This window comes from Cellulosimicrobium cellulans (assembly GCF_016921195.1).
GTDB lineage: Bacteria > Actinomycetota > Actinomycetes > Actinomycetales > Cellulomonadaceae > Cellulosimicrobium > Cellulosimicrobium cellulans_F.
The window spans coordinates 742,263-762,781 of sequence record NZ_JAFGYF010000001.1; the positions used below are offsets into that span (position 1 = coordinate 742,263).

General features: G+C 74.9%; 19 protein-coding genes. 12 read left to right on the top strand and 7 right to left on the bottom strand.

The genetic code is table 11. The annotated features are described in order from the left end of the window. Positions 1 to 7: 7 nt before the first annotated feature. The 6 genes from JN535_RS03155 to JN535_RS03180 all read left to right on the top strand — a co-directional run bounded on the left by JN535_RS03155 (position 8) and on the right by JN535_RS03180 (position 4,784). A complete protein-coding gene (locus JN535_RS03155) occupies positions 8 to 595 on the top strand; it encodes a Na(+)/H(+) antiporter subunit C (protein WP_205201994.1) in 588 nt (195 codons plus the stop codon). After that, complete coding sequence (locus JN535_RS03160; RefSeq protein WP_205202002.1) at positions 592 to 2,190, top strand: Na+/H+ antiporter subunit D; 1,599 nt, start codon at positions 592 to 594, stop codon at positions 2,188 to 2,190. Before JN535_RS03155 ends, JN535_RS03160 begins: the two co-directional genes overlap by 4 nt. Continuing rightward, positions 2,187 to 2,786 (top strand): Na+/H+ antiporter subunit E, encoded by a 600-nt coding sequence (locus tag JN535_RS03165; protein ID WP_205202004.1) that lies wholly within the window; start codon positions 2,187 to 2,189, stop codon positions 2,784 to 2,786. Before JN535_RS03160 ends, JN535_RS03165 begins: the two co-directional genes overlap by 4 nt. Continuing rightward, positions 2,783 to 3,190: a monovalent cation/H+ antiporter complex subunit F gene (locus tag JN535_RS03170; RefSeq protein ID WP_205202006.1), complete on the top strand. Its 408-nt coding sequence runs from the start codon at positions 2,783 to 2,785 to the stop codon at positions 3,188 to 3,190. The genes JN535_RS03165 and JN535_RS03170 overlap by 4 nt, the downstream gene beginning before the upstream one ends. Further along, positions 3,190 to 3,690 carry a monovalent cation/H(+) antiporter subunit G gene (gene mnhG / locus JN535_RS03175; RefSeq protein WP_205202008.1) on the top strand — a complete coding sequence of 167 codons (501 nt, stop codon included), beginning with the start codon at positions 3,190 to 3,192 and terminating at the stop codon, positions 3,688 to 3,690. The genes JN535_RS03170 and mnhG overlap by 1 nt, the downstream gene beginning before the upstream one ends. 101 nt (positions 3,691 to 3,791) lie before the next feature. Next, positions 3,792 to 4,784 carry a cation diffusion facilitator family transporter gene (locus JN535_RS03180; RefSeq protein ID WP_205202017.1) on the top strand — a complete coding sequence of 331 codons (993 nt, stop codon included), beginning with the start codon at positions 3,792 to 3,794 and terminating at the stop codon, positions 4,782 to 4,784. Between the two features lie 99 nt (positions 4,785 to 4,883). On the opposite strand, the gene JN535_RS03185 is transcribed toward JN535_RS03180, so the two are convergent. From JN535_RS03185 to JN535_RS03195, 3 genes are all read right to left on the bottom strand, one after another. Beyond that, positions 4,884 to 5,456 (bottom strand): methylated-DNA--[protein]-cysteine S-methyltransferase, encoded by a 573-nt coding sequence (locus JN535_RS03185; protein WP_205202026.1) that lies wholly within the window; start codon positions 5,454 to 5,456, stop codon positions 4,884 to 4,886. Then, positions 5,453 to 7,060 (bottom strand): AlkA N-terminal domain-containing protein, encoded by a 1,608-nt coding sequence (locus tag JN535_RS03190; RefSeq protein WP_205202028.1) that lies wholly within the window; start codon positions 7,058 to 7,060, stop codon positions 5,453 to 5,455. The genes JN535_RS03185 and JN535_RS03190 overlap by 4 nt, the downstream gene beginning before the upstream one ends. Before the next feature lie 197 nt (positions 7,061 to 7,257). Then, on the bottom strand, positions 7,258 to 8,229 hold the full coding sequence (locus JN535_RS03195) for an alpha/beta hydrolase (protein WP_205202030.1): 972 nt from the start codon (positions 8,227 to 8,229) through the stop codon (positions 7,258 to 7,260). Positions 8,230 to 8,328: 99 nt separating this feature from the next. Here JN535_RS03195 and JN535_RS03200 point away from each other — a divergent pair, with 99 nt between their 5' ends. Beyond that, positions 8,329 to 9,660 (top strand): enoyl-CoA hydratase/isomerase family protein, encoded by a 1,332-nt coding sequence (locus tag JN535_RS03200; RefSeq protein ID WP_307868146.1) that lies wholly within the window; start codon positions 8,329 to 8,331, stop codon positions 9,658 to 9,660. 77 nt (positions 9,661 to 9,737) lie between these two features. Here JN535_RS03200 and JN535_RS03205 read toward each other — a convergent pair whose 3' ends face one another. Both JN535_RS03205 and JN535_RS03210 read right to left on the bottom strand, forming a co-directional pair. Further along, positions 9,738 to 10,823, bottom strand: coding sequence for a ThuA domain-containing protein (locus JN535_RS03205; protein WP_205202034.1), 1,086 nt, complete (start codon positions 10,821 to 10,823; stop codon positions 9,738 to 9,740). Positions 10,824 to 11,076: 253 nt separating this feature from the next. Continuing rightward, complete coding sequence (locus tag JN535_RS03210) at positions 11,077 to 12,471, bottom strand: LppM family (lipo)protein (RefSeq protein ID WP_205202036.1); 1,395 nt, start codon at positions 12,469 to 12,471, stop codon at positions 11,077 to 11,079. A 203-nt stretch (positions 12,472 to 12,674) separates the two neighbouring features. On the opposite strand from JN535_RS03210, the gene clpB reads away from it, so the two are divergent. The 5 genes from clpB to JN535_RS03235 all read left to right on the top strand — a co-directional run bounded on the left by clpB (position 12,675) and on the right by JN535_RS03235 (position 18,486). Further along, positions 12,675 to 15,296 carry an ATP-dependent chaperone ClpB gene (gene clpB / locus JN535_RS03215; RefSeq protein WP_205202045.1) on the top strand — a complete coding sequence of 874 codons (2,622 nt, stop codon included), beginning with the start codon at positions 12,675 to 12,677 and terminating at the stop codon, positions 15,294 to 15,296. A 179-nt stretch (positions 15,297 to 15,475) separates the two neighbouring features. Next, on the top strand, positions 15,476 to 16,456 hold the full coding sequence (locus JN535_RS21440; protein WP_205202047.1) for a diacylglycerol/lipid kinase family protein: 981 nt from the start codon (positions 15,476 to 15,478) through the stop codon (positions 16,454 to 16,456). 67 nt (positions 16,457 to 16,523) lie between these two features. Then, a complete protein-coding gene (locus JN535_RS03225) occupies positions 16,524 to 16,922 on the top strand; it encodes a hypothetical protein (protein WP_205202049.1) in 399 nt (132 codons plus the stop codon). A 101-nt stretch (positions 16,923 to 17,023) separates the two neighbouring features. After that, positions 17,024 to 17,683, top strand: coding sequence for a UdgX family uracil-DNA binding protein (locus JN535_RS03230; protein ID WP_205202057.1), 660 nt, complete (start codon positions 17,024 to 17,026; stop codon positions 17,681 to 17,683). Beyond that, positions 17,680 to 18,486, top strand: coding sequence for a YqjF family protein (locus tag JN535_RS03235; RefSeq protein ID WP_205202059.1), 807 nt, complete (start codon positions 17,680 to 17,682; stop codon positions 18,484 to 18,486). The genes JN535_RS03230 and JN535_RS03235 overlap by 4 nt, the downstream gene beginning before the upstream one ends. Positions 18,487 to 18,488: 2 nt before the next feature. Here the strand turns inward: JN535_RS03235 and JN535_RS03240 are convergent, their stop codons facing one another. After that, the gene (locus JN535_RS03240) at positions 18,489 to 19,148 is read right to left on the bottom strand and encodes a response regulator transcription factor (RefSeq protein WP_205202061.1); all 660 of its coding nucleotides are present in this window, start codon (positions 19,146 to 19,148) and stop codon (positions 18,489 to 18,491) included. Continuing rightward, positions 19,145 to 20,455: a sensor histidine kinase gene (locus JN535_RS21445; RefSeq protein ID WP_205202063.1), complete on the bottom strand. Its 1,311-nt coding sequence runs from the start codon at positions 20,453 to 20,455 to the stop codon at positions 19,145 to 19,147. The genes JN535_RS03240 and JN535_RS21445 overlap by 4 nt, the downstream gene beginning before the upstream one ends. Between the last annotated feature and the right edge of the window lie 64 nt (positions 20,456 to 20,519).

Consider the following 20,519-nt stretch of genomic DNA (forward strand, 5'->3'; position numbering starts at 1 on the left):
CATCGACATGACCCCGAACGTCGTCCTCGTGCTCGCCGTCGGCGTGCTCTTCGCGACGGGCGTGTACCTGCTGCTCGAGCGCAGCCTCACGCGTGTGCTGCTCGGCTTCATCCTCATGGGCAACGGCGCCAACCTGCTGTTCCTCGTCGCGGGCGGACGGGCCGGCGGAGCACCGCTCATCGGCACGACGCCCGAGGGTGAGATGAGCGACCCGCTCGTCCAGGCGATGGTGCTCACCGCGATCGTCATCACGCTCGGCATCACGGCGTTCGTGCTCGCGATGGCCTACCGGTCGTGGCAGCTCCACGGCCACGACGAGGTGCAGGACGACCTCGAGGACCGCCGCGTCGCGCGGCACGCCGCACGCAACGCCCCCGCGTTCGAGGACGCGGACACGGAGGAGAGCGGCGCGAGCCTGGACGACGAGGCCGCCGAGGTCCGCGACGAGACCGACGGCGACGGCGACGGGATCACCGACGGCCAGGAACCGTCGTCGTCCCCGGCCCCGCAGGCCCCGGCAGACGACGGCGCCCGGCGCGACCGCCCGGACGACCCACGACCTGACGACCGCAGCGACGGGAAGGAGCCGCGATGACCCTCACCGCCGCGGCCCTCGTCCCGCTCCCCGTGGTCCTCCCGCTCGTCGCGGCCGGGCTCGCGCTCGCGCTCTGGCGTCACCCGCGCGCCCAGCGGATCATCACGGTCGCCGCGCTCGCGCTCGTGCTCGCGGCGTCGATCGGCCTCCTGGTCGCGGCCGACTCGGGGCCGATCGTCGTCGACGTCGGCGGCTGGGCCGCGCCGGTCGGGATCGACCTCGTCGCGGACCGGTTGTCCTCGCTCATGCTCGTGGTCTCGAGCTTCGTCATGCTGTGCGTCCTGCTCTACTCGCTCGCGCAGGGCGTGGCGGACGGCGACGAGGAGGCGCCGGTCGCCATCTACCACCCGACGTTCATGGTGCTCGCCGCGGGCGTGTTCAACGCGTTCCTCTCGGGCGACCTGTTCAACCTCTACGTCGGGTTCGAGATCTTCCTCGCGGCGAGCTACGTGCTCCTGACGCTCGGCGGCACGGGCGAGCGCATCCGGGCCGGGTCTATCTACGTCGTCGTGGCGCTGCTGTCGTCGATCGTCTTCCTCGTCGCGATCGCGCTGACCTACGCGGCGACGGGCACGGTCAACCTCGCGCAGCTCTCCGAGCGCTACGCCGAGATCGACCCGGGCGTGGCGCTGGCCATCCAGCTCCTCCTGCTGCTCGCGTTCGGGATCAAGGCGGCCATCTTCCCGCTCTCCGCGTGGCTGCCCGACTCCTACCCGACGGCGCCCGCGCCCGTCACGGCGGTGTTCGCCGGCCTGCTCACCAAGGTGGGCGTCTACGCGATCATCCGCACGCAGACGCTGCTGTTCCCCGAGGACAGCGTGGTCGACGACGTGCTCATGTGGCTCGCGCTGCTCACGATGGTCGTCGGGATCCTCGGCGCCGTCGCGCAGAACGACATCAAGCGACTCCTGTCGTTCACGCTCGTCAGCCACATCGGCTACATGATCTTCGGCATCGCGCTCGCGTCCGAGCCGGGCATGGCCGCGGCGATCTTCTACGTGGTGCACCACATCACCGTCCAGACGACGCTGTTCCTCGTCGTCGGGCTCGTGGAACGTCGCGGCGGGTCGACGTCGCTCGACCGGCTCGGCGGCCTCGCCAAGCTCGCGCCCGGCCTGGCCATCCTGTTCTTCATCCCCGCGATGAACCTCGCCGGGATCCCGCCCCTGTCGGGCTTCCTCGGCAAGGTCGGGCTCCTCGAGGAGGGCGTCGCGCAGGGCACGCCGCTCGCGTGGGCCCTCGTCGTGGGGTCGGTCGTCACGTCGCTGCTCACGCTGTACGCGATCGTCAAGGCGTGGAACAAGGCGTTCTGGCAGACGGCGCCCGTCGAGGTCCCCGCGCAGGCGCGCCTCCCGCGCGGCATGGTCGGCCCGGCGACGGCGCTCGTCGCGTTCGGCCTCGCGCTCACCGTGGTCGCGGGCCCGCTCTACTCGTACACCGAGCGCGCGGCCGCGACGCTGCTCGACGGCCACACCTACGTCGACGCCGTGTTCCCGGGCGACTCCGACCGCGGGCAGGGCGAGTCGAACGAGGTCGCGACCGGCGAGACGGACGGCACGGAGCCCGCCGCGACGACCGGGGGTGGGGACGGATGAGCCTGCACCGCCGCCGTCGCGCGCTCGCCTCCGGCTGGTTCGCGCGCGTCACCACGCAGTGGCGCACGATCCTGTGGCTGACGATCGTCTGGGTCATGCTCTGGGGCGACCTGTCGTGGGGCAACGTCCTCGCGGGCGTCATCCTCGGCTTCGCCGTGATCACGTTCTTCCCGCTGCCGTCGATCGCGGCGCGCGGGACGTTCCGGCCGTGGCCGTTCACCGTGCTCGTCGCGCGGTTCGTCTCCGACCTCGTCGTCGCGTCGTTCCAGGTGAGCCTGCTCGCGCTGAACCCGCGGCACACGCCTCGCGGCGCCGTCGTGGGCGTGCGGCTGCGGAACCCGTCCGACATCTACCTGACCATCACCGCCGAGCTGTCGTCGCTCGTCCCCGGCTCGATCGTCGTCGAGGCGCACCGCCTCACCGGGATGCTCTACCTGCACGTGCTCGACGTCGAGGCCGCGGGCGGCGTGGAGAAGGTCCGTGCGGACACGCTCGCGCTCGAGGCGCGCGTGCTGCACGCGCTCGCGTCCAACGACGAGCTGCGGGCCGCGGGCCTGTACGACGTCCCGTCGGCGCGAGAGGTGGCCGAGGCATGACCGACACCGTCTACCTCGTGATCGTCGTGGTGAGCGCCGTGCTGCTCGCCACGGGCGCGACCTTCGCCGTCGCGCGCGCCGAGCGCGGGCCGTCGATGCTCGACCGCACGATCGCGCTCGACGTCTTCACGACGACGCTCGTCGGGGCGATCGCACTGGAGGCCGCGTTCTCGCGGCGCACGGACACCATCCCGATCCTCGTCGTGCTGTCGCTCGTCGGGTTCGTGGGCTCGGTGACGATCGCGCGGTTCGCGTCGGTCGAGCCCGAGGACGAGGGGCGCATCCGCACGGCCGACGAGGTCGCGGCGGAGGACGCTGCCCGCCGGGAGGCGGAGGAGGCGGACCGCGAGGCGGCCGTCGATCCCGAGCACCACGGCGGGGCACCCGAGGGGGAGGTGCGGTGATGGACCCGACGACCGCCTTCTGGGACACCGTGGCCGACGTCGTCTCGGCCGTCTTCCTGCTGTGCGGCGCGTTCCTCGCGTTCGCCGCGGGCGTCGGCGTCGTGCGCTTCCCCGACCTCCTCGCGCGCATGCACGCGGCCACGAAGCCGCAAGTCCTGGGGCTCATCCTCGTGCTCGCCGGGCTCAGCCTCCGGCTGCGCTCGTGGGGCGCCGTCGCGACGCTCTTCCTCGTCGTGGTCTTCCAGCTCCTCACCTCGCCCGTCGCGGCGCACATGGTCGGCCGCGCCGGGTACCGGACGGGCAAGGTGCGGACCGACCTGCTCGTCGTCGACGAGCTGACGCGCGACCAGGACGCGGCCGAGCGCGAGGACGTGGGCGAGCACGAGGGCACCGAGGGTGCCGAGCCCGGCGCCACCGACGACGTGGACCTCGCCGACACCGCCGACGCGGCCTCCGGCGACGTCGGGCCCGAGGTGGGGTCGGAGACCTCCGAGCGCTGACGGGCCCGTCGCCACGTGCGGCTCCGACGGCGAGCGCTCCCGGGACTCGGGAGACCACCGCTCCGCGCGCGGGCCGTGGGCACGGCTGGTAGACCGGCAGCATGGCCGACGCCTCCACGCCCGCTCCGCCGCAGCCGGAGTCGCGCAACCCCCGGGTCGCCCGTCCGGAGGACGGCAACGAGAGCACCGTGACCGTCGTCGTCGCGTTCCTGGCGAACGCGCTCATCGCCGGTGCGAAGACCGTCGCCGCGACGATCACCGGGTCCGCGTCCATGCTCGCCGAGGCCGTGCACTCGTGGGCGGACACCGGCAACGAGATCTTCCTGCTCGTCGCGGACAAGCGCTCCCGACGCCCCGCCGACGCCGAGCACCCGCTCGGGTTCGGTCGCGAGGCGTACGTGTGGTCGATGTTCGCGGCGATCGGGCTGTTCGCCGTGGGCGCCGGGGTCTCGATCACGCACGGCATCCAGGAGCTCGTGCACCCGGAGCCGGCGGGCGACTACGTCGTCGCGTACGCCGTGCTGGCGCTCGCGTTCGTCCTGGAGGGCGTGTCGTTCCTCCGGGCTCGCCGCCAGGCGCGCGACGAGGCGAGGGCGGCCGACCGCGAGACGCTGCACCACGTGCTCGTGACGTCGGACCCGACGCTGCGCGCGGTGTACGCGGAGGACGCCGCCGCCCTGATCGGCCTCGTCGTCGCGTTCGTGGGCGTGCTCGCCCATCAGGTCACGGGCTCGCCCGTCCCGGACGCGATCGGCTCGATCGTCGTCGGCGTCGTCCTCGCGGTCGTGTCGGTGGTGCTCATCGACCGCAACCGCCGGTTCCTCGTGGGCGAGGCCGCGATGCCCGCCACGCGTGCGGCCGTCCTGGAGGGCATCCGGGACCTGCCCGAGGTGGAGCGCGTGACGTACCTGCGGCTCGAGTACGTCGGCCCGCGCGCGCTGTACCTCGTGGCGAGCGTGGACCTGCGCGGCGACGAGTCGGAGACGTCCGTCGCACGCCGCCTCGACGACCTCGAGCGCCGCGTGACGTCCGTGCCGCTCATCGCCGGCGCGGTCTTCACCGTCTCCGCGCCAGAGGAGCCCTCGATCGCCTGACCCCACGGTGCCGAACCCGGGGTTGTTCCCGGGTTCGACGCCGAACCCGGGAACAACCCCGGGTTCGGCACCGTGGGGGTGGGGGCGACCCGTCCCGGCTCAGAGCAGGGAGGGCGCTCCGGTCGCGCGGGCCTCGCGGTCGAGCAGGCTGCGCTTGACCTCGAGGCCGTAGCGGAAGCCGCCGAGGCTGCCGTCCGTGCGCAGCACCCGGTGGCACGGCACGAACAGCGCGGCCGCGTTCATCGCGCACGCGCCCGCGGCGGCGCGCACGGCGGCGGGGCGGCCCGAGAGCTCGGCGTACCGCGTGTACGTCACGGGGTCGCCGGGCTCCACCGTGCGCAGCACGTCCCACGCGTGCGCACGGTAGGGCCCCGAGACCTGGCGCACGGGCACGGCGTCGATCGCGCGCACGTCGCCCGCGTAGTAGGCCCGGACCGCGGCGACGGCGGGCACGACGGCGGGGTCGTCGTCCGTCACGGGCGTCACGTCCACGGGACGCAGGTCGGGGTGGACCAGCGCAACGAGCGCCGCGGGCTCGGCGGTCCAGCCGGAGGCGAGGACCGTGCCGTCGGGGTCGACGACGACCGTGAACGGGCCGTCGGACGTGGCGACGGTCGCGGTGACGGCCGTCGCGGTGGCGGTCGTCGCGGGGGCGGTGGCTGCGGTGGTCACGGGGTCTCCTTCGTGGGGGCGGACGAGGGTCGGGGAGCCGCTGCGCGCCAGAGGTGCATCGCGGCGTACGAGCGCCACGGCGCCCAGCGCTCCGCGTGCGCGGCGAGCGCGCGCCGGTCGTCGGGCAGACCGAGCGCCGCGGCGCCCGCGCGGAGGGCGAGGTCGCCGTCGAGCAGGACGTCGGGGTCGTGCAGGACGCGCATCGCGACGTACCCGGACGTCCAGGGGCCGACGCCGGGCATCGCCTCGAGCGCCGCGCGCTGGGCGGCCGGGTCGTCGGCGGCGGAGAGCGCGAGCGACCCGTCGGCGAGCGCGCGCGCGACCCCGAGGATCGCGGCCGTCCGTCGCGCGGGCCCGCGCACGAGGTCGGCACCGCCGTCGGCGAGCTGCGCCGGCGTGGGGAAGAGACGGGTCGGCCCGAACCGGGACGCGAACGGCGTGCCCAGCGCGACCGCGAGCCGCGACAGGTGCGTCCGCGCGGCGGCGACCGAGATCTGCTGCCCGACGAGGGCGCGCACGAGGATCTCCGTCGCGTCGACCGCGCCCGGGACGCGGACGCCCGGGACGGCGTGCACCGACGCGGCGAGCGCCGGGTCGGCCGCGAGGGCCGCGTCCACGGCCGCGGGGTCCGCGTCGAGGTCGAAGAGGCGACGGACCCGGGCGATCGCCGCGGGCAGGTCGGCCACGGACGTGAGCTCGAGCTCGACGTGGAACCGAGCCCCGCCGCGGGCGCTGCCCGGTGTCGGGCCGTACGTCGCGCGGAACGCGCCCGGACCGTGCGGCAGCGCGAGCGTGCGCGCGTACGACAGGACGGGACCGGTCAGGTCGGCGACCTCGACGCCGTCGACGGCGCGCGCGGCGAGGAACGCGAAGACGCCGCGCCCGTCGAAGGGCTCGCGCAGGGGGAGCGTGAGGTCGAGCACCGCGGTGGTGCCGCCGTCGTCCCCGACGGCGCCCGGGTCGCCCGGGACGCGCCCGCCCGTGCCGCGGGCAGGGGCCGGGCGGTCGGGCCGCGCCCGACGGCGCAGCTCGCTCGGTGTCGTGTCGAAGACCTCGGTGATCGTGTCGTTGAACTGCCGGACGCTGCCGAAGCCGGCGGCGAACGCGACGTCGGCGAGGCGGAGGTCGGTGCCCGTGAGCAGTGCGCGAGCGGTCTGGGCGCGCAGCGCGCGGGCGAGCGCGACGGGCCCCGCACCCAGCTCCGCGACGAGCACGCGGTGCACGTGCCTCGGCGAGTACCCGAGCCGCGCGGCGAGTCCGTCGACGCCCTCGCGGTCCACGACGCCGTCCGCGACGAGCCGCATCGCGCGGGCCGAGAGGTCGTGCCCGAGGTCCCAGCTCGGCGTGCCGGGCACGGCCTCGGGGAGGCACCGCTTGCACGCGCGGTAGCCGGCCTCGTGCGCAGCCGCGGACGTGAGGTAGAACGTGACGTTCTCCGGCTTGGGCGTGCGCGCAGGGCACGACGGGCGGCAGTAGATCCCCGTGCTGCTCACCGCGGTGATGAACTGCCCGTCGAACCGGCGGTCGCGCGACGCGATGGCGCGGTAGCGCTCCGCGAACACGGGGTCCGCCGCTGCGCGAGGAGTCGCGAGGGTCGTGGTCATGCCTCGATCCTCACCCGCGGGACGACCCCTTGGCTAGCGGGATTCGGACACGACGGTGGGGTCGTCGTCGGCACGACGTCGACGCCGAGGAGCGTGCTCGCACGATGTTCGCGGCGATGGACGCGTCCACGCCGACGCCAGGGGAGCGGTCCGCCGGACGCGACCCGGCCGCCGGACCCGGCCGCCCGACCCGGCCGTCAGACCCGGGCGTCGAGCCAGTCGAGGACCTCTCGCAGGTAGGTCGACCGGGCGGGCTCGGGGGAGAGGGCGAGGTCGTGCGCGCCGCCCTCCACGGCGACGACCGTGACGTCGTCGCCCAGCCGCTCGGCGCGCGAGGTGATGTGGCCGACGTCGAGCACGCTGTCGGTCGTGAGGAGCGCGTCGTGCCAGCCGGACGCCGGGCCGCTGCGCGCGGACGCGAGCACGAGGACCGGGCAGTCGACGTGCAGGCCGCGCCCGACGCGCGCGTGCCCCCGCCGTACCGCCCGCAGGAACCCCGCTCGCACCGGGAAGCCCTCGATCGGCTTCCACGCGAGGTCGAAGTCCCACTCGCCGCCCGTGCTCGCGTGCAGGGCCTGCGCCCAGTGCGGGTCGAGCCCGCCCACGACGAGCCGCGGCGCGAACCGCCCGACGACGTCGATCACCCGCGTCACCGGCCCGCGGAACACCCACGGCTTGTTGAGGTCGAACCACGGGCTGTTCAGCACGAGCGCCGCGAGCCGCCCGGGTCGCGCGTCCGCCCACAGGCTCGCGACCAGCCCGCCCGTCGAGTGCCCCAGCGCGACGAGCCGCTCGTGGCCCTCCGCGCGGATCGCCCGCGCGGCCGCGTCGAGGTCGCGGGCGTAGACGGCGAGGTCGGTGACGAAGTTCGGGTCGTCGTCGGGCCGTGACGGCGCGCCCGAGCCGCGGCCGATCGAGCGCCCGTAGCCCCGTAGGTCGAGCGCGTAGAACCGGTAGCCACGGGCCTCGACCGCCTCCGCGACGTGCGCCTGGAAGAAGTAGTCGATGAACCCGTGCACGTACAGCACCGCCGGCCGGTCGCCCGCCGGCGCCGCGCCATCGCGTCGCACCAGGGTCGCGACCGCGCCGTCCGGCAGGTCGAGGTCGCGCGCCACCCAGTCCTCGCCCAGCACGTCCGTGCGCCACTCCGGCGTCTGCGTCGAGGCCATCCGCTTCTCCCGTCCTCGCTCCACCACGTGTCAGCAGATTCTCGCGTCCCGGCGCGATCCCTGGGCGACAACGCGCGGGCGCGGGGTAGCGTGATGCGGATGACGAGCGAGATCCTCGCCCGCGTCGACGACGGCGTCGGGCACCTCACCCTGGACCGGCCTCGCGCGCTCAACGCGCTCGGCTACGCGATGCTCGGCGAGATCGCCGACGTGCTGGAGGAGTGGCGCGTCGACCCGACCGTGCGCGTGGTGCTGCTCGACGGGGCGGGCGACCGCGGCCTGTGCGCGGGCGGCGACGTGCGCGAGCTGCGCGCGTCGATCCTGGCCGGGCGCCAGGCCGACGCGCGCCGGTACTTCCGGCGCGAGTACGCGGTCGACGCGGCGCTCGCGGAGCTGCCCGTGCCCGTCGTGACGATCATGGACGGCATCACCATGGGCGGCGGCGTCGGCCTCGGCGCGCACGCGCCGGTCCGCGTCGTGACCGAACGGTCGCGCGTCGCCATGCCGGAGACGCGGATCGGCTTCACGCCCGACGTCGGCGGTTCCTGGCTCCTGGCCCGTGCGCCCGGGCGGCTCGGGGAGATGCTCGCGCTCGGTGCCGTGACGATGGACGCCGGCGACGCGATCTTCGCCGGTCTCGCCGACCACTACGTGCCGAGCGAGCGGCTGTCCGTGCTCGCCGCCGATCTCGCCGCGCTCGCGACCGCGGGCGTCGACCCGCTCGACGTCGAGGACGTCAGGGAGGTCGTGCGCCGCCACGCCCTGCCCGCCCCCGTCTCGCGCCTGGTCGCGCGCCAGGCCGTGGTCGACGCCGCGTACGCGGCGGACACGGTGCCCGAGATCGTCGCCCGGCTGCGTGCCGCCGCCCGGGACGGGGACGGCCAGGCGGGCGCCGAGGCCGACGAGCTGGAGCGGCTGTCGCCCACCGCGGTCACCGTGGCGCTCGCGGCGGTCCGCAGCGCGCGCGGCCTGCCGGACCTGCGCGCCGCGCTCGTGCAGGAGTACGGGCTCGTCTCGTGGTTCGTCGACACGCAGCCCGACCTCGTCGAGGGCGTCCGCGCGCAGGTGGTCGACAAGGACCGCAACCCGTCGTGGCGGCCCGCGACGCTCGCCGAGGTCGACCCGGGCATCGGCGCCGAGGCGCTCGCGTACGTGCCCGCGGAGGCGCTGTGGGACGACGCCCTGAGCCCGCGGCTGGCGCGCCGCGCCGTCGAGGCCGTGGTCCGCCGGTTCAGCGAGGACGAGCCGACGCCGGACGAGCTCGCGGAGGCGCTCGACGACCTCGTGGTCGAGCTCGTCGAGCGGCACGACGACGGCGGCACGGTCGTGCACCTCGCGGACTCCTGCGGGGAGCACCTCCTCGACGGCTACCGGCCCGCGGTGCGGTTCGACGCCGTGGGGGACGTCGTCGAGGTCACCGTCGAGTCCTGACGGCGCGCCTGCCGCAAGAGCCGAAGCGGCCACGCCCGGGCAGGCGTGGCCGCTCCGGTCGAGCAGGGCTCTCGCGGTCAGGAGACGAGCGTCTGCTGCCACTCGATCAGGTCGGCGATCTTGGCGACGAGGGTCTCGTCCTGGAGGCCGTGCGCCTTCCCCTTCGCCTGCTTGAGGATCGCGATGGCGTCGGCGTGCTCGCCCGCGTCCGCCGCGGCCTCGGCCCGGTCGAGGTAGTCGCTCACCCCGGCGGAGAGCTTCTCCGCACGGTTCGACCCCGTCGAGAGCGACGTCACGATGCCGTCGACCTCCTTGAAGGTGACGCAGTCACCACCGCCGCTCACCTTGCCGGCCGTCCACTCGATGCCGCCCGCGAGGTGCGCGAGGAAGACCGGGTCCGAGTACGAGGAGTCGACGTGGCCGGCGCCCTCGTACCAGGAGCGTCCGCCCTCGAAGTTCTGGCACCACGCCAGGGGGTGGTCGTCGCCCATGGCGTCGCGGCCGGGGTTGTACGTCGACTCGTCGAGGGTGATGAGCACGTGCACGTCCTCACGCGGGTTGCTCGTGAAGTTGTACCACTCGTCGAACCGCGTCCACTCCGCGGGGAGCATCTCGGTCGACGGGTGGCCAGGGCTCTCGACGCGCATCGTGGCCGTCTGCTGGGCCGGGTGGCTCTTGAAGCGGGCCGACCCGCCGCTGAGCTCGCCGTACCACGGCACCGCGTGCATGGTGTCGGTCGCGGCGTGCAGGCCCACGTAGCCGCCACCGGCGCGGATGTACCCCTGCAGGGCCGCAAGCTCGGAGTCGTCCAGGAGGCGCGGGCGCGCGGGGTCCTGGTTGTTCGTGCCGTCGACGGGCGACGCGAAGAGGATCGTCGCGTACTGCGACAGGTCCTCGGCGCTCGTGAACGGCGTCGAGTCGAGCGTCAGCTCGGGCTGTCGCGAGTCCCACACGTCGACCGTGAACCCGCGCTCCTCGCCGATGGCGATGACCGCCTCCGTCGTCTCGTCGATGTGCGAGTGGCGGAAGCCCAGGGTCTCGCCGACGACGAGGACCTTGTACTCGTCGTCGGCCGCGCTCGCCGGTACCGCGGCGACCCCGACCGCGAGCGCGCTTGCTGCTGCGGCGAGGCCCGTGGCCAGGCGCCAGGCGTGATGCTTCATGGTGACTCCTCGTTGAGTGAACCGTTACGCCCCCCGCGCTCCGCCGGGCACCCGGGCGACCGGCGGCTCGGGCGACCGTAACCCGCTCCGGACTCAAAAGGCGATATCGATAAACAAATACGTGCGGCCGTGGCGCTGCTCGTGTCGGCGTGACGCACGACGGCCCGCCCCGGAGTTCGGGGCGGGCCGTCGATGGGTGGTGCTGCGGGTCACGGGCGTCGCGTGGCCGACGCCACGCGAGGCGTCGCGCCCGTCACTCGGGCGGCGGGCGCAGGCGCGTCGCGTCGTCGATCTCGTCGTCGGGTCCGCCCGGTGCCGGAGGGCCGTCCGGTCCTGCGCCCTGCTGCGGCGGGAGGGGCTGGGTCGGGGCCGGCTGCTGGTGCGGCGGCAGCGGCTGGGTCGCCCCGGGAGGCGCGGGCGGCTGCGCGGGAAGCGGCGTCGTCGGCGACGACTGCGGGTGCGGCGCGCCGGGAGGCGCGTACGGGGCCGCGCCGGGGTAGCCGCCCTGCGGCTGCGGCGGGGCCGGCGGCTGGGCGCCGTACTGACCCGGCGCCGGGGGCTGCGATCCGTAGCCCTGCGGCGAGCCCGGCTGGGCCGGGTAGGAGCCCGGCTGCTGTCCCTGCTGGCCGGGGTAGGCGCCGGGCTGACCGAGCTGCTGGCCCTGGTGCTGGCCGGGGTAGGCACCCGGCTGGCCCGGGTAGGCGCCCGGCTGCCCGGGGTACTGGCCCTGCTGCGCGGGGTAGCCGCCCTGCTGGCCCGGGTACTGGCCGGGCGCCGCGTAGGCGCCGGGCTGACCCGGCTGGCCCGGGTAGCCGCCCTGCTGGAAGCCGGCCGCCTGGCCGTCCTGCGTGCCCGGCTTGGAGCGGAGCACGAGCCAGAGCACGAGGCCGATGATGCCGAGCAGCACGACGCCGCCGATGACGAACCAGAGCCACGCCAGGGAGCCCGAGTCCGCGGCGTCGCCCGCGCCGTCGCCGCCGTCGGGCGCGGTCGCGCCGTCCGAGTCGGTCGCCTCGTCCGAGCCCTCGTCGCCGGACCCCCCGGAGCCGCCGGCGATCGCCGAGCCACGGGCCGAGATCTCGTTGACCTCGCCCATCACCGGTCGCCACGTGACGGTGTTGCCGTCGACCTCGCCGTTGGTCTCGCCGACCTCACCGGGGAAGGTGACCGAGATGACGACCTCGAAGCCCTCCATCATCTGGCGGGTCATCTCGTCCGTGCTCGGGTCGGACCCGTCGAGGCCCATCTCCTCGTCCGACATGTCCATCGAGCCGCTGACGACGAACTCGTCGCCCTCGCGCGTGATGGACAGCTCGTCGGCGCCACCGGTCGACATCTCCGAGATCGGCTGGTCCGTGTACGTCATCTTCGTACCGGTGTAGCCGCCCTCGGCGTACGGCTCCGCCGTCGCGCCCGGAGGCAGGTCCGACTCCATCTCGGAGCCCATCTGGTCCCACAGCGCCTGCGGGTCCTGCCCCATCGACTCGGCGAACTCGTCCGAGAACGCCATGATGATCGTGCCGTCGGCGGTGTCGTCCTCGTTGAGGGTGAGGTTCATGTCCATCTTCATGCAGCCCGCGAGGAACAGTGCGAGGGTGGCGAAGAGGGCAGCGAGGCCGAGACGTCTGCGCAAGGGGGTGGAGTTCACTGGCCCAGCATGTCGCGGATCGTCGCCCGAGGCGAGGGTCGATGCCGATTTGAGACGGAATGCGGCCGGACTTCATCCGCTCCGGACGACGGACCACGGGGAGGTCGGGCGCCAGGCCGGCGTAGGAAGTTGAGCGGAATACACTCAACTTCGGAGTGGTTCCACTGGTCAGACCATCTTTCGAGCACCACACCGGAGCACCTATGGAAACGAAGTTCACCACGATGTCGCAGCAGGCGATCGGCGAGGCGATCCAGACCGCGTCGGCCGCCGGCAACCCCCAGCTCGAGCCGACCCACCTCCTCGCCGCTCTGCTCACGCAGGAGGGCGGGGTCGCCGTCGGGCTGCTCGACGCCGTCGGCGCGGACAAGCAGGCCGTCGGCCAGAAGGTCCGTGCCGCGCTCGTCGCGCTCCCCACCGCGAGCGGGTCGGCCGTCGCGCAGCCGACGCCGTCGCGCGCCACGTCCACGGCGCTCGACAACGCCGCGAAGGAGGCGCAGGCCCTCGGCGACGAGTACGTCTCCACCGAGCACCTGCTGCTCGGCATCGCCGCGGGCTCGTCGCAGGCGGCGACGATCCTTCAGCAGGCCGGCGCGACCGCCGACGCGCTGCGCTCGGCGCTGCCCGCCGTGCGGGGGAGCGCGCGCGTGACGAGCCCGAACCCGGAGGGCACGTACAAGGCGCTCGAGCAGTACGGGACCGACCTCACGGCCGCGGCCGCCGAGGGCAAGCTCGACCCCGTGATCGGGCGTGACTCCGAGATCCGGCGCGTCGTGCAGGTGCTGAGCCGCCGCACCAAGAACAACCCCGTGCTCATCGGCGAGCCCGGCGTCGGCAAGACGGCCGTCGTCGAGGGCCTCGCGCAGCGCATCGTCGCGGGCGACGTCCCCACGTCGCTCCAGGGCAAGCGCCTCGTGTCCCTCGACCTCGCGAGCATGGTCGCGGGCGCGAAGTACCGCGGCGAGTTCGAGGAGCGGCTCAAGGCCGTCCTGGAGGAGATCAGGTCCTCCGACGGCGAGGTCGTCACGTTCATCGACGAGCTGCACACGGTCGTCGGCGCGGGCGCCGGCGGCGAGGGTGCCATGGACGCGGGCAACATGCTCAAGCCCATGCTCGCGCGCGGCGAGCTGCGTCTCGTCGGTGCGACCACGCTCGACGAGTACCGCGAGTACATCGAGAAGGACCCGGCCCTCGAGCGCCGCTTCCAGCAGGTGTTCGTCGGGGAGCCGTCGGTCGAGGACACCGTCGCGATCCTGCGCGGGCTCAAGGAGCGGTACGAGGCGCACCACAAGGTGACGATCGCCGACTCGGCGCTCGTCGCCGCGGCGTCGCTCTCCGACCGCTACATCACCGGTCGCCAGCTCCCGGACAAGGCGATCGACCTCGTCGACGAGGCGGCGTCGCGCCTGCGCATGGAGCTCGACTCGTCGCCGATCGAGATCGACGAGCTGCAGCGCGCGGTCACGCGCCTGGAGATGGAGGAGGTCGTGCTCTCCGAGTCGACCGACCCGGCGTCCCTCGAGCGGCTCGAGAAGCTGCGCGCCGACCTCGCCGACCGGCGTGAGGAGCTCGCCGCGCTCACCGCGCGCTGGGAGGCCGAGAAGGCCGGCCACAACCGCGTGGGCGACCTGCGCGCCAAGCTCGACGAGCTGCGGGTCCAGGTCGAGCGCGCCATCCGCGAGGGCGACCTCGAGACCGCGGGCCGGCTCCAGTACGGCGAGATCCCGCAGGTGCAGCGCGAGCTCGACACGGCCGAGGCCGAGGAGCGGGCGGACGACGCGTTCGCCGCGTCCGGGCCCGAGGCCGCACCGATGATCGCCGACAAGGTCGGCGCGGACGAGATCGCGGAGGTCGTGTCCGCGTGGACGGGCATCCCCGCCGGCCGCATGCTCCAGGGCGAGAGCGAGAAGCTCCTGCACATGGAGGAGGTCATCGGGGAGCGCCTCATCGGCCAGCAGGCGGCCGTCCGCTCGGTGTCCGACGCCGTCCGCCGCTCGCGCGCGGGCGTCGCCGACCCGGACCGGCCCACGGGTTCGTTCCTCTTCCTCGGCCCCACGGGCGTGGGCAAGACGGAGCTCGCCAAGTCGCTCGCGGACTTCCTCTTCGACGACGAGCGCGCCATGGTGCGCATCGACATGTCGGAGTACTCCGAGAAGCACTCGGTGGCCCGGCTCGTCGGCGCGCCCCCGGGGTACGTCGGCTACGAGGAGGGCGGCCAGCTCACCGAGGCCGTGCGGCGCCGTCCCTACTCGGTGGTCCTGCTCGACGAGGTCGAGAAGGCGCACCCCGAGGTCTTCGACATCCTGCTCCAGGTGCTCGACGACGGCCGCCTCACCGACGGCCAGGGGCGCACGGTCGACTTCCGCAACGTCATCCTCGTGCTGACCTCGAACCTCGGGTCGCAGTTCCTCGTGGACCCGATGCTCGACGACGCCGCGAAGCGCGAGGCCGTGATGAGCACCGTGCGGTCGAGCTTCAAGCCGGAGTTCCTCAACCGCCTCGACGACGTGATCGTGTTCGAGCCGCTCACGCTCGACGAGCTCGGCCGGATCGTCGACATCAGCGTCGCGCACCTCGCCAAGCGTCTCGCCGACCGGCGCATCACGCTCGACGTCACGACGGCCGCCCGCGAGTGGCTCGCGCTCGAGGGCTTCGACCCCGCGTACGGGGCGCGCCCCCTGCGCCGCCTCGTGCAGCGCGAGATCGGCGACCGCCTCGCGCGGATGCTGCTCTCGGGCGACGTCGCCGACGGCGACGTGGTGCGCGTCGACCGCGACCCCGAGGCCGAGGGGCTGACCCTCGGGACGGAGATCCTCACCGCCTGACGTCCGAGCTCTGAGGGAGGAGGGCCCGGCCCGCCGAGGCGGAGCCCTGGCCCGCCGAGGTAGAGCCCTGGGCCCGTCGAGGTAGAGCCCTGGTCGTCGACCAGGGCTCTATCTCGTGAGGGTGGGCCGCAGACCCCCGATCCCGGGCGGGCGGTGCCGTGCCGGGACATACTCGGTCCGTGCCCACCGACGAGACGAGCGAGACCCAGAACACCGCTCCGCAGCGCCCCGACGTCGGGCCCCACCGCTCGGCCGTGATCGTCAACCCGAACCGGGTCGAAGGGCTGGACGAGCTGCGCGACCTCCTCGTCGCGCGGCTCACCGAGGCGGGGTGGCCGGAACCCACCTGGCTCGAGACGACGGCCGAGGACCCGGGCACGGGCCAGGCGCGCCAGGCCGTCGCCGACGGGGCCGAGGTGGTGTTCGTCAGCGGCGGCGACGGGACGGTGCGGGCCGTCGTCGAGGGGCTGGCCGGGACCGACGCCGCGCTCGCGATCCTGCCGGGCGGCACGGGGAACCTCCTCGCGGTGAACCTCGGCGTCCCGACCGACGCCGAGGAGGGCGTCCGGCTCGTGCTGGAGGGCGGACGGCGCACGATCGACGTCGGTGTCGCCGACGGCCAGACGTTCGCGATCATGGCCGGGATGGGCCTCGACGCCGCGATGATGCGCGACGCCCCGACGGCGCTCAAGGCGAAGGCGGGCTCCGTCGCGTACGTCTTCTCCGCGCTCAAGCACCTCACCGACGACGAGATGCGCGTCGAGGTGACCGTCGACGGACAGACCCGACGCCGGCGTGCGCGCACGGTGGTGATCGGCAACGTGGGACGTCTCCAGGCCGGGACGAACCTGCTCCCGGACGCGGAGCCCGACAACGGGCAGCTCGAGGTCGCGATCATCGCGCCGCGCAACCTCCGGCACTGGGTCCAGCTCCTGTGGGGCGTGGTGCGGGGCAAGAGCCGCGTACCGAGCCGGGAGGTCGTGCGGGGCCGGGAGGTCTCCGTGGTCTCCGACCGGGTGCAGCCCCGCCAGCTCGACGGCGACGTGGTCGAGCCGGCCGAGCGCCTCGACGTCAGCGTGCGGCCGCAGGCGCTGCACGTGTGCGTGTACCAGCCGGACGAGTCGGAGGACCTCACGCGGGGTGCTCCCGGCCACCCGTGAGCCCGGCGACCGGCGCAGCCCGCGGACGTCCCCGTCGCCCGACCCGGGGCTCCGGCAGGATGGTCGCATGAGCGCTCCCCAGCCCGGCCCCGAGGCCTGGTCCGCACCTGCCCTCTCGCCCCACGGCTCGAGCTCGCCGGCCCCCGGCGCGCGGCGCTCGCCGCTCGCCGTCGTGGCCTTCGTCGCCGGAGCCGCGACCGTCCTGGTCGGTGCGGTGTTCACGCTGGCCCTCCCGTTCGTGCTCTCGTCGTCGGGCTACTCGCCGTCGTCGGTCGGCGTGCTCCAGCTCGTGAACGGCATCCTCACGGGCGTCCTCGCGCTGGTCGCGACGGTCACCGGGGCGGTCGCGCTCGTACGGAGGCTGCCGGGCACGGCGCTCGCCGCCGCCGGCACGGCCCTCGGCGCGGCGGCACTCCTCGGGGTCGTCCTCGGCCTCGTGCAGGGTGCGCTCTACCAGGTCCTCTGACCTCCTCGAACCGCCCGGGGTCCGCCCTGGGCCCGGTCCGGCCTCGTGCCTCCCCGCGAGCGCCGGGTGCGAGCCGACGCTCGCTGCTGCACGGTGGGCCCATGAGCCCCCGACGACCGGCCCCGGAGCGACCCGGCGCGCAGGAGTGGCTCCCGCGTGGCCGTGCGGCGAGCGACGTCGACGCTCTCGCCCGGGCGGCGCGGGACTGCCACGGGTGCGAGCTGTGGCGGGACGCCACGCAGGTCGTGTTCTCGCGCGGGCCCGAGCGCGCGCGGCTCGTGCTCGTCGGCGAGCAGCCGGGCGACCGGGAGGACCGCGAGGGCGAGCCGTTCGTCGGGCCCGCGGGGCGCCTCCTCGACGAGGCGCTCGACGCCGCCGGGCTGTCCGCCGACGACGTCTACCTGACGAACGCCGTGAAGCACTTCCGGTTCGAGGAGCGCGGCAAGCGTCGCCTGCACAAGAGCCCGGACGTCGCGCACGTGCGCGCGTGCCTCCCGTGGCTCACCGCCGAGGTGGCCGCCGTGGCGCCCCGCGTCGTCGTCGCGATGGGCGCGACCGCGGGGCGCGCCGTGCTCGGGCGTCCCGTGCGGGTCACCGCCGAGCGCGGCCAGGTGCTCGACGTCGACGACGCGCCGCGCGTCGTGCTCACCACCCACCCGTCCGCGCTGCTGCGGCTGCGCGAGCGCGCCGAGCGGGAGGCGGCGTTCGCCGCGCTCGTCGACGACCTCCGCCTCGCGTCCGACGCGGCCGGCGTCCGGTGACCGACGGTCCCGCCCCGACGGCGCCCGACCCCGCGACGCGGGGGCCGGGAGCCTCGCCGCACCGGACCCCGCGCGTCGTCGTCAACGCCCAGCGCTGGGAGGCGCTGACGTTCCTGCACTGGCGCGCCGACCCGGCCGTCGTGCAGGGCTGGCTCCCGCCCGGCCTCACGGTGCAGGAGGTCGGCGGGTCGACGTGGCTCGGCGTGGTCCCGTTCGTCATGGCGGACGTCCGCGTCCCGCCCCTGCCCGCCCTCGGCGCGTGGTCGACGTTCCCGGAGCTGAACGTCCGCGCGTACGTGCGCGACCACGCGGGCACCGAGGGCGTGTGGTTCCTCGGCCTGTGGGTCACGTCGCGCGCGTTCGTCGCCGCGACGCGCGCCGCGGGCGTCCCCTACCATCCGGCCCGCGCGGCGGTGCACGCGCGCGGCGACCGTACGGGGCCGCCGTCGGCGGTGCGCTACCGGTTCCGCTCCGCCGGTCGGGGAGCCTTGCGTGTCCCGCACGAGCACGCCGGGCTGCGTGACGTCTCCCTGCACGCCGAGGTGCGCGCGCACGAGGAGGTGGACGCGTCGTCGGGCCTCGTGCGGCGGCTCACGGCGCGCTGGAACGCGTACGGCGCGCGGGCCGGGCGGCTGTGGCGGTTCCCCGTGGTGCACGAGCCGTGGACGCTGCGGCGCGGCACGCTCGACGCGCTCGACACCGACCTGCTCGACCGGCTCGGCCTGCCGCCCGCCGACCCGGAGCTCGTGCACGTGGCCGCGCCCGTGCACGCGCGGTTCGCGGTCCCGCGGCCGGTCCGCTGAGGTCAGGCGGCCGGGTCGACGACGCCGTGCCGGAACGCCCAGACGACGAGCTGCACGCGGTCGCGCGCCCCGGTCTTGGTCATGGCCCGGCTCAGGTGCGACTTCACCGTGCTCGGCTCGAGGAACAGGGCCGTCGCGATCTCCGCGTTGGACGACCCGCGGCACAGCAGGTCGACGATGTCGAGCTCGCGCGGGGTGAGCAGCGCAGCGGCGTCGTCGTCCCGGGAGACGGGCGCGCGGCGGCGCGCGAACTCGCCGATGACCCGGCGGGTGAGGGACTGGTCGACCAGGCCGTCGCCCGCCGCCACGCGGCGCACGGCGTCGACGAGCACGTCCGGCTCGGCGTCCTTGAGCAGGAACCCGCTCGCCCCGGCCTCCAGGGCGCCGAACACGTAGTCGTCGAGGTCGAACGTGCTCACCACGAGCACGGGCACCGGCTCGGCGACGTCCGGCCCGGCGAGCGCGCGCGTCGCCGTGATCCCGTCCCCGCCGGGCATGCGCACGTCCATGCACACGACGTCGGGCCGCTCGCGCCGCACGACGCGCACGGCGTCGGCGCCGTTCGAGGCCTCGCCGACGACCTCGATCCCCTCGCTCTCGAGGATGACGGTGAACCCGGCACGGACGACGGCCTGGTCGTCCACGAGCACGACGCGTGTCACGAGACCTCCTGGTCGGTGGTGCGGGGGTCGCGCCGGGGCGCGCGCGGCACGGTGAGTCGCACGATCCACGCCCCGTCAGGGGCGCGCCGCGCGTCGAGCGCGCCGCCGAGCACGGCCGCCCGCTCGCGCATGCCGACGAGCCCGTGCCCGGGCCGCGGGTCGGCGGACGGCACCGTGCCCGCCGCCGGGTTGCGCACCGTGAGGACGAGGTCGGCGGCCGACCACGCGAACCGCACCGCCACGGGCCGGCCCGGCGCGTGCCGGCGCGCGTTGGCGAGCGCCTCCTGGAGCACGCGGTAGACCGCGATCTGCGTGCTCGGCGTCGGCTCCCACGGGCTGCCGTCGGTCTCGACCTCGACGACGGTGCCCGCCGAGCGCGCCGTGTCGAGGAGCGCAGGGACCTCGGCGAGCGTGGGCTGCGGTGCCTCGCGCTCGTCGCCGCCCTCGTCGTCGCGGCCGCGCAGGATGCCGACCACGAGGCGCAGGTCGTCGAGCGTCGCGCGTCCCTGCGCGCGGATCCAGCGCACCGACTCCTTGGCGCGCTCGGGATCGGCGTCGACGAGCCGTTCCGCGGCGGACGCCTGGACCACGATGCCCGACAGGTGGTGGGCCGCGACGTCGTGCAGCTCGCGCGCCATGCGGGCCCGCTCCTCGAGGACCGCCTGGGCGGCGAGCGCCTCGCGCTCGCGCTCGGCGCGCCGCACCCGGTCGCGCAGCTCGGCGACGAGCTCGCGCCGCGTCGCGACGTACGAGCCGACGAGCGCCGCGCCCACGAACGTGAGCAGCGCGGAGAGCAGAGCGCCGCCCACCTGGAGCGCGTGCTGCGCGGGCCCCGCCCCCGCGGGGACCGCGAACCCCCCGAGCGCGAAGACGAGCACGACCTGCGCGACCGCCGCTGCCGCGGGTGCGGCCAGGCGCGTGCGACGCGGCGCGTACGCGCCGGCGGAGTAGGCGGCGACGAGGGTCGCCGGGGCCTGGAAGCCGACGTACGGCGGCAGGAGCGCGGTGATGGCGACCTGGGCCGCCACGGCGAGCGCGAGGCACGCCAGCGGTGCCCGACGGCGGACCGTCAGGGTCGCCGCCTGGAGCACGACGAGCGCGAGCACGGTCGCGCGCACGCCCAGGGTGACGATCACGGCGCCCGGCCCCGCGCCGAACGTCGCGCCGACGTCCGTCGCGAGCACGCGCTCGATGCCGAGGAACAGCACGACGGTCGCGGCGGCGACGACCGCGGCGAGCACGGCGTCGCGACCGGTGTCGGTGCGCACACCGGCCCGGTCGAGCGCGCGGCCCAGGGCCTCGGTCACGATCTCCTCCAACGGGACGGCGGGACGACTGGGACGGACGGCAGCCCGCCCACCCTACGGGGGC